10 protein-coding genes are annotated in these 7338 nt (G+C 73.0%); 8 read left to right on the plus strand and 2 right to left on the minus strand.

Going from position 1 to position 7338, the window contains the following annotated elements; all coding sequences use genetic code 11:
- Positions 1–50: 50 nt before the first annotated feature.
- Entirely contained in the window at positions 51–605 is a 555-nt protein-coding gene (locus AC2W7J_RS00430) for an IclR family transcriptional regulator domain-containing protein (protein ID WP_485980890.1), read from the plus strand.
- On the opposite strand, the gene AC2W7J_RS00435 is transcribed toward AC2W7J_RS00430, so the two are convergent.
- Positions 589–1695: a 4-hydroxy-3-methylbut-2-enyl diphosphate reductase gene (locus AC2W7J_RS00435; RefSeq protein ID WP_485980891.1), complete on the minus strand. Its 1107-nt coding sequence runs from the start codon at positions 1693–1695 to the stop codon at positions 589–591. The genes AC2W7J_RS00430 and AC2W7J_RS00435 overlap by 17 nt on opposite strands.
- A gap of 166 nt (positions 1696–1861) precedes the next feature.
- Between AC2W7J_RS00435 and AC2W7J_RS00440 the strand changes: the two genes are divergently transcribed.
- The 5 genes from AC2W7J_RS00440 to AC2W7J_RS00460 all read left to right on the plus strand — a co-directional run bounded on the left by AC2W7J_RS00440 (position 1862) and on the right by AC2W7J_RS00460 (position 4611).
- Positions 1862–2608, plus strand: coding sequence for a hypothetical protein (locus tag AC2W7J_RS00440; RefSeq protein WP_485980893.1), 747 nt, complete (start codon positions 1862–1864; stop codon positions 2606–2608).
- Between the two features lie 99 nt (positions 2609–2707).
- Entirely contained in the window at positions 2708–3634 is a 927-nt protein-coding gene (xseA, locus tag AC2W7J_RS00445) for an exodeoxyribonuclease VII large subunit (RefSeq protein ID WP_485980894.1), read from the plus strand.
- A complete protein-coding gene (locus AC2W7J_RS00450; RefSeq protein ID WP_485980900.1) occupies positions 3526–3939 on the plus strand; it encodes an exodeoxyribonuclease VII large subunit in 414 nt (137 codons plus the stop codon). Before xseA ends, AC2W7J_RS00450 begins: the two co-directional genes overlap by 109 nt.
- A 26-nt stretch (positions 3940–3965) precedes the next feature.
- Positions 3966–4196: an exodeoxyribonuclease VII small subunit gene (locus tag AC2W7J_RS00455; protein WP_255185396.1), complete on the plus strand. Its 231-nt coding sequence runs from the start codon at positions 3966–3968 to the stop codon at positions 4194–4196.
- Positions 4197–4233: 37 nt separating this feature from the next.
- Positions 4234–4611, plus strand: a complete 378-nt coding sequence (locus AC2W7J_RS00460; protein WP_485980895.1) for an NUDIX hydrolase — start codon at positions 4234–4236, stop codon at positions 4609–4611.
- 20 nt (positions 4612–4631) lie between these two features.
- On the opposite strand, the gene AC2W7J_RS00465 is transcribed toward AC2W7J_RS00460, so the two are convergent.
- Positions 4632–5423, minus strand: a complete 792-nt coding sequence (locus tag AC2W7J_RS00465) for a DUF4245 domain-containing protein (RefSeq protein ID WP_485980897.1) — start codon at positions 5421–5423, stop codon at positions 4632–4634.
- On the opposite strand from AC2W7J_RS00465, the gene glpX reads away from it, so the two are divergent.
- Both glpX and AC2W7J_RS00475 read left to right on the plus strand, forming a co-directional pair.
- Positions 5422–6441 (plus strand): class II fructose-bisphosphatase, encoded by a 1020-nt coding sequence (glpX, locus tag AC2W7J_RS00470; protein WP_255185393.1) that lies wholly within the window; start codon positions 5422–5424, stop codon positions 6439–6441. The two genes, AC2W7J_RS00465 and glpX, sit on opposite strands and share 2 nt — an antisense overlap.
- 146 nt (positions 6442–6587) lie before the next feature.
- The coding region (locus AC2W7J_RS00475; protein WP_485980898.1) for a PfkB family carbohydrate kinase at positions 6588–7338 on the plus strand (751 nt) is incomplete at its 3' end.

The following is a 7338-nucleotide window of genomic DNA, read 5'->3' on the forward strand; positions in this document are numbered from 1 at the left end:
GGTGCTCGTGGAGCACGGCTACGTCGTGCACTACGCGGAGGAACGCACCTATGGCATCGGCGCCGCGGTGCACGAGCTCGGCGCCGGCTACCAACGCCAGGACCCGCTGCAGCGGCTCGCCCCGGCCCCTCGTCGAGCGCCTCGTCGACGCGACGACCCACAACGCCCACCTCGCGGTGCTCTCGGGTCGCGACGTCCTCTACGTCATCGAGGAACGTGCCGCGGGACGCCCTTCGCTCGTCACCGACGTCGGGGTGCGGCTGCCGGCGACGCTCACCGCGAGCGGCCTGGCGATGCTCGCCGCGCTCCCCGGCGGCAGGTCACCGCGCTCTACCCGTCGCAGCGGTCATGGTCGGGGGTGGTCCGGCGACCCCGTCGGCGCTGCGCCGGCTCCTCGTCGACGTGCGCGCTCGTGGCCACGCCGTCGAGGCGGGCAGCGTCTCGCCCGACCTGTCATCCGTCGCCTCGGCCGTCCTCGACCGCGACGGTCACCCCGTGGCCGCCGTGGCGGTCACCTATCGCACCGCCGACGTCGACGAAGGGGGCGCCGCCCACCTCGCGCAGTCGGCGCCGACACCGCCGCGCGGATCAGCCAGCGGCTCTAGCCGCTCCCTGAGGAGGCCGCCCGCGGCCGTCTCGAAGGGCTAGTGCAGCTGGCCCGCGTCGCCGAGCGCGCGCGTCGTGCTTCATCTGGTCGCTCATGCCTGCGGCCTTGAGGTCGCGGCGCAGCTCCTTGGGCAGCGCGAAGAGGAGCGACTCCTCGGCCGCGGTCACCGGCTGAGGCTCGCCGTAGCCACGCTCGGCGAGGAAGTCGAGGACCCCGCGCACGAGGATCTCGGGGACCGAGGCACCGGAGGTGACGCCGACGGTGCGCACGCCGTCGAGCCAGGACTCGTCGATCTCGTCGGCGTAGTCGACGAGGTGCCCGTCGCGCGAGCCGTGCTCGATGGCGACCTCGACGAGGCGCACCGAGTTGGACGAGTTGCGCGAGCCGACGACGATCATCAGGTCGCAGTCCTTGGCCATCTGCTTGACGGCGAGCTGACGGTTCTGCGTCGCGTAGCAGATGTCGTCGGACGGCGGGTCCTGCAGCTTGGGGAACTTCTCGCGCAGCCGGCGCACCGTCTCCATCGTCTCGTCGACCGACAGGGTGGTCTGCGACAGCCACACGACCTTGTCGGGGTCACGGACCTCGACGTTGGCGACGTCGTCGGGGCCCTCGACGAGGGTGATGTGCTCGGGCGCCTCGCCGGAGGTGCCGATGACCTCCTCGTGCCCCTCGTGGCCGATGAGCAGGATGTCGAAGTCGTCGTCGGCGAAGCGCACGGCCTCGCGGTGCACCTTGGTGACGAGGGGGCAGGTCGCGTCGATCGTCTTGAGGCTCAGGGCCTTGGCCTCGTCGTGCACGACCGGGGCGACACCGTGCGCCGAGAAGACGACGGTCGCACCCTCGGGGACCTCGTCGGTCTCCTCGACGAAGATCGCGCCGCGCTTCTCGAGGGTCGTCACGACGTGCTTGTTGTGCACGATCTCCTTGCGCACGTAGACGGGGGGACCGTAGAGCTCGAGGGCCTTCTCGACCGTCACGACGGCCCGGTCGACGCCGGCGCAGTAGCCGCGGGGGGCGGCGAGCAGGACGCGCTTGGCGTCCTGCGGGGCGTCGGTCTCGGCGGGAGGGGTCACGCTCGTCGTCATGCCACCCATCGTAGGTGAGTGGGCTGGACGGCCCCTGATCGTGGCCCATCCCACGGCCGGGGGCCGGTGTCAATGGGCAGATTCGACCGGTATCGGGCGCCGTCGTCGCGGACCGACACTGGCGGGGACCTCGTCGACGACGACGAGGCTCTCGGGAGGAACCACCATGCACACGCTCGACCCCCTTCGACCACTGCGCGTCGGCACGGCCCTGCTCGCCGCCCTCGCGCTCGTCCTCGCCGCCCTCGCCCTCGCGCCACCGGCCGGGGCCGCCACCCAGCACTGCACCGACCACACGACCGCGACGAAGATCGACGCCGACCTCGCCGGGCCGACGACCGTGACCGTCACCGACACCCGCACCGGCGACCCGATCGACGTCGTCGTGACCATCACCGGGACGAGCTTCACCCTCGCCAGCGGCGACCCCGACCTCACCCTCGAGGACGCCTCGTGGTGCCTGAAGTCCGCCACCCTCGCGCACGACGGCAGCGGCACCTCCGGCGTCAGCAGCAGCACCAACAAGCAGGGCAGGACCCAGGACATCTCCTACCTCGTCCTCTACTCGGTGACCACCACCGACCCGACGCCGGTGACGCCGTGCAATGCCTCGACCTCGTCCGGCGGCGCGGGGGTCACGACCACCGTCCACGGCATCGGGGCCGCGGGCCCGACCTCCTTCCTCTTCGAGTGGGAGGCCTATGGCGTACCTGACCAGTTCCAGGTCTTCTACGAGGGTGCCCTGATCCACGACACCGGTGTCGTCGGCGACGACATCAACGAAGGCACCGGCTCGGCCACGCTCACCCTGCCCGCGGGGACGAGCACTGAGGTGACCGTCGTCGTCACCGGCCCCGACGGCACGGCGTGGGACTACCGCGTCAACTGCCCGGCCGGTACCACCGCTCCCTGACCCACCCACGGGCACACGCTCCCTTCGCCCCGGACCCCGGCTCGCGCCTCGCAGCGAGCCGGGGTCCGGCCGTCGGCACGGGCTGCTTGACTGTGGGCCGTGAGCACCCCCCTTCCCGACAAGGCAGCCGACACGACGGCCGAGCAGCCGTGGCCGGTGCGCCTGCTGAGCATGAAGATCGCCGACTACGTCGACAAGATGTCGGTGACCTGGGTCGAGGGTCAGGTCGTGCAGCTGACCCGGCGCCCGGGGGCGCGCACCGCCTGGCTGACCCTGCGCGACCCCGACGTCGACATGTCGCTGTCGTGCATGGTGCGGGTCACCGCGCTCGACGCGATGGCGGCGCCGCTCGGCGAGGGCGCGCGGGTCGTCGTGCAGGCCAAGCCGAGCTACTGGACCCAGCGCGGGTCGCTGTCGATGGACGTGCGGCAGATCCGCCCCGTCGGCGTCGGTGAGCTGCTCGCCCGCATCGAGTACCTCAAGCAGCACCTGCGCTCCGAGGGGCTCTTCGAGGCCTCGCGCAAGCGACCGCTCCCCTTCCTCCCCCGCCGCGTCGGCCTCGTCTGTGGCCGCGCGAGCGCCGCCGAGCGTGACGTGGTCGAAAATGCGCGGCGTCGCTGGCCGGGCCTGCCCTTCGAGATCCGTCAGGTCGCCGTGCAGGGACCGACCGCGGTGACCGAGGTGACCGCGGCCGTCGCCGAGCTCGACGCCGTCGACGAGGTCGACGTCATCGTCGTCGCCCGCGGCGGTGGGTCGGTCGAGGACCTGCTGCCCTTCAGCAACGAGACGATGGTGCGCGCCGTCGCCGACGCGCGCACCCCGGTCGTCAGCGCCATCGGCCACGACGTCGACAGCCCCCTGCTCGACCTCGTCGCCGACGTGCGCGCCTCCACCCCCACCGACGCCGCGAAGCTCATCTGCCCCGACGCCGCGCAGGAACGCGCCGGGGTCGTCGACGCCCGCACCCGGGCCCGAGCCGCGCTGGCCGTCTCGTCGAGCGCGAACGCCGCGGCCTGGTCCACCTGACGAGCCGGCCCGTGCTCACCGACCGCACCGCCTTCGTCCGGGCGCAGCGCGAGGTCGTCACCTCCCTGCGGCGACGGGCGCATGGCCGCCTCGAGGCCCGGCTGCACCGCGAGCGCGACCGCATCGGCCACCTGCGGTCGCAGGCGAGGGTCCTCTCCCCCGCCTCGACCCTCGAGCGCGGCTATGCCATCGTCCAGCGGCCCGAAGGGGAGGTCGTCGCCTCCCGCGCAGCCCTCGCCGTCGACGACCTGCTGCGGGTGACCGTGGCCGACGGCGACTTCGCCGTGCGGGTCACGGACTCCTGACGGCAGCCCCGCCTACAGTGGTCGCCATGGCCACCGACCCGCAGCCCGAGCAGGAGCAGCCCGACGTCGCCGACCTGTCCTACGAGGAGGCGCGCCAGGAGCTCATCGAGCTCGTCGCCCGGCTCGAAGGGGGTCAGGCCGGTCTCGAGGAGTCGATGCGGCTGTGGGAGCGGGGCGAGGCCCTCGCCGCCCACTGCGAGGCATGGCTCGACAAGGCCGAGGCGAGCCTGGGGTCGCAGGACACCACCGACGAGTGAGCGGGCTGCCGTGACGGGGCGCCTGCACCGCGTCGCGATGGGGCTTCTCGTCGCCGGCGACCGCGTGCTGCTGGCGCACCGTCACCCCCTTCGTCAGCACTATCCCGACTGCTGGGACGGGGTGGGCGGCCACATCGAGGCCGGCGAGTCACCCGAGGAGGCGCTCGTGCGCGAGTGCCGCGAGGAGATCGGCGTGACCGTCACCCGGTGGCGGGCGCTCGACCCGCTCGTGCTCCGGCTCGGCGACGACCTGGAGCTGCACAGCTTCGTCGTCGACGGCTGGCAGGGCACGCCGGCCAACCTCGAGCCCGAGGAGCACGACGACCTCGCCTGGTGGCAGCTCGACGAGATCAGCGGGCTCCACCTCGCCCACCCCGGTCTGGTCCCGCTCGTCACCGCGGCGTTGGGCCGCTGAACGAGGGACCTCTCAGGACATCATGAGGACGGCGACGCGCTCGAGCTCGCGCTGCCGCCGGCCTTCGTCACCTTCGCGGGGGTCAGGTGCTCGGCGAAGGCCTGCAGCTGCTCCCAGCTGCCCGTGCCGGTGACGAGCGTCGTCAGCTCCCCCTTCGCGTCGGGGACGTTGACGAGGCTGCGTTGGACCTTGCCCTCGCGGTCCCGCTTGGCCCACTCGCGACCGTCGGAGGTCTCGACGCTGCCGACGGGTCGACCGTTGTTGGTCTGGGTGTCGATCCAGGCCTGCCCGGGGTCGACCGCCTGCTGCACGGAGACGAACTCGCCGTCGGGGGTCGTGTAGCCGGCATTCCACACCATGACGCCGCCCTTGGAGCGCACGTAGCGCACGCTCGTCGCGGTCCACCCGTCGGGCAACTGGTCCGCGTAGGCGAAGGGCTCACCCGCCTCGGCGGCGCGGTACTGCGCGGCGGCGGAGACGTCGACGGCCTGCGGCGTGACGCTGTTGGGGCGCCCGGTGACGAGGAAGAGGGCGAGCGCGAGCCCGACGATGACGACCATCGAGCGGACCATGTTGGCGCTCGTGCCCTTGGCGTAGTGGCTCGCGCCGCGTGCCGGGACCCCTGCTGGGCGGCGAGCTCCTCGGGGGTCGACTCGCGATCGGGAGCCGACGAGGAGGGGGTCGCGGCCTGGTCGCCGGGGGCTGAGCTCATGCCTTCCATGGTCGCACGCGCCACAGCGCGGCCCGGACACCTGTCGGCGGCCCGGCCGATAGGCTCGGCCCGACGACCAGCCGTATCTGAGGAGAAGCATGAGCCAGGCCCAGACGTCCACCCCGAGCGCCGGGGTGATGCACCCCGACCGCAACCTCGCGATGGAGCTCGTGCGGGTCACCGAGGCCGCCGCCCTCGCCGGGGGCCGGTGGGTGGGTCGCGGCGACAAGAACACCGCCGACGGCGCCGCCGTCGACGCGATGCGCTCGATGATCTCCAGCGTCCAGATGCGCGGCGTCGTCATCATCGGCGAGGGCGAGAAGGACGAGGCCCCGATGCTCTTCAACGGCGAGGAGGTCGGCGACGGCACCGGCCCCGCCTGCGACGTCGCGGTCGACCCCATCGACGGCACGACACTGACGGCGAAGGGGATGACCAATGCGGTCTCCGTCCTCGCCGTCGCCGACCGGGGCACGATGTACGACCCCAGCGCCGTCTTCTACATGGACAAGCTCGTCACCGGGCCCGAGGCCGCCGACGTCGTCGACATCCGCCTGCCGGTGAAGGAGAACATCAAGCGCATCGCCAAGGCCAAGGGCCAGCAGCCCGAGGACGTCACGGTCGTCATGCTCGACCGCCCGCGGCACACCGACCTCGCCGACGAGGTCCGCGCCGCCGGGGCGCGGATCCGCTTCATCTCCGACGGCGACGTCGCGGGCGCGATCATGGCCGCCCGCCCGGACACCGGCATCGACCTGCTGCTCGGCGTCGGCGGCACCCCCGAGGGCATCATCACCGCCTGCGCGATCAAGTGCCTCGGCGGAGTCATCCAGGGCCGCTTGTGGCCCCGCGACGACGAGGAGCGCCAGCACGCGGTCGGCGCCGGCCACGACCTCGACCAGGTCCTCACGACCGACGACCTCGTCCAGACCGACAACTGCTACTTCGTCGCGACGGGCATCACCGACGGCGAGCTGCTGCGCGGCGTGCGCTACCGCGCCGGCGGCGCGACGACCCACTCGCTCGTCATGCGCAGCAAGTCGGGCACGATCCGCACCGTCGAGGCGCACCACAACCTGACGAAGGTCCAGCGCGTCTCCCCCTACCCGACCGCCTGACCCGACTGGTCCCGTGCCCCGCCGCCGCCGCTCCGCACCGCCCGCCCCGACGCTCGTCATCGGCGAGTCGCTCGTCGACGTCGTCGTCGGGCGGACGGGCAGCGCAGCGAGCACGTCGGCGGCAGCCCCTCAACGTCGCCGTCGGGTTGGCCCGCCTCGACCACCCGGTGACGCTCGCGACCCACTTCGGCCGTGATGCCCACGGCGTCGCGATCGGCGAGCACCTCGCCGAGGCCGGCGTCGACCTCGTGCCCGGCAGCGACCGCGCCGCGGACACCTCGGTCGCGACCGCCACGCTCGACGAGAGCGGCGCCGCGACCTACGACTTCGACATCGACTGGCGCCTGCCCGCGTTGCCGCAGGTGCCGGGCCATGTGCACACCGGGTCGATCGGGGCGCTGCTGCGGCCGGGATGCGTCGACGTGCTCTCGGCGATGTCCGGCGCGGCCCGCACCCACACGGTCTCCTACGACCCCAACTGCCGTCCGGCGCTCTTCCCCGACCCCGAGACCGCTCGCGCCGAGATCGAGCGCCGGGTCGCCGTGAGCGACGTCGTCAAGGCGAGCGACGAGGACCTCGAGTGGCTCCTCGGGCGGCCCCTCGACCACAACGACATCGCCGAGGTCCTGCGCTCCTGGTGCGACCTCGGCCCCTCCCTCGCGGTGTGCACCCTGGGGGCGGCCGGGGCCCTGGCGATCCTCCCTTCGGGCCGCCGCATCCAGCTGCGCGCTCCCCGCGTCGACGTCGTCGACACCGTCGGCGCCGGCGACTCCTTCATGGCGGGCCTGCTCTCCGGGTTGCTCGACGCCGGCCTCCTCGGCGGCGCCGAGCCCAAGGCCCGCCTGCGCAAGGCCCCGTGGCCGGGTCGTCTCCGCGGCCATCGAGCACGCCGTCGAC

The sequence above is a fragment of the Janibacter sp. CFPM2_SD2 genome (assembly GCF_057364645.1).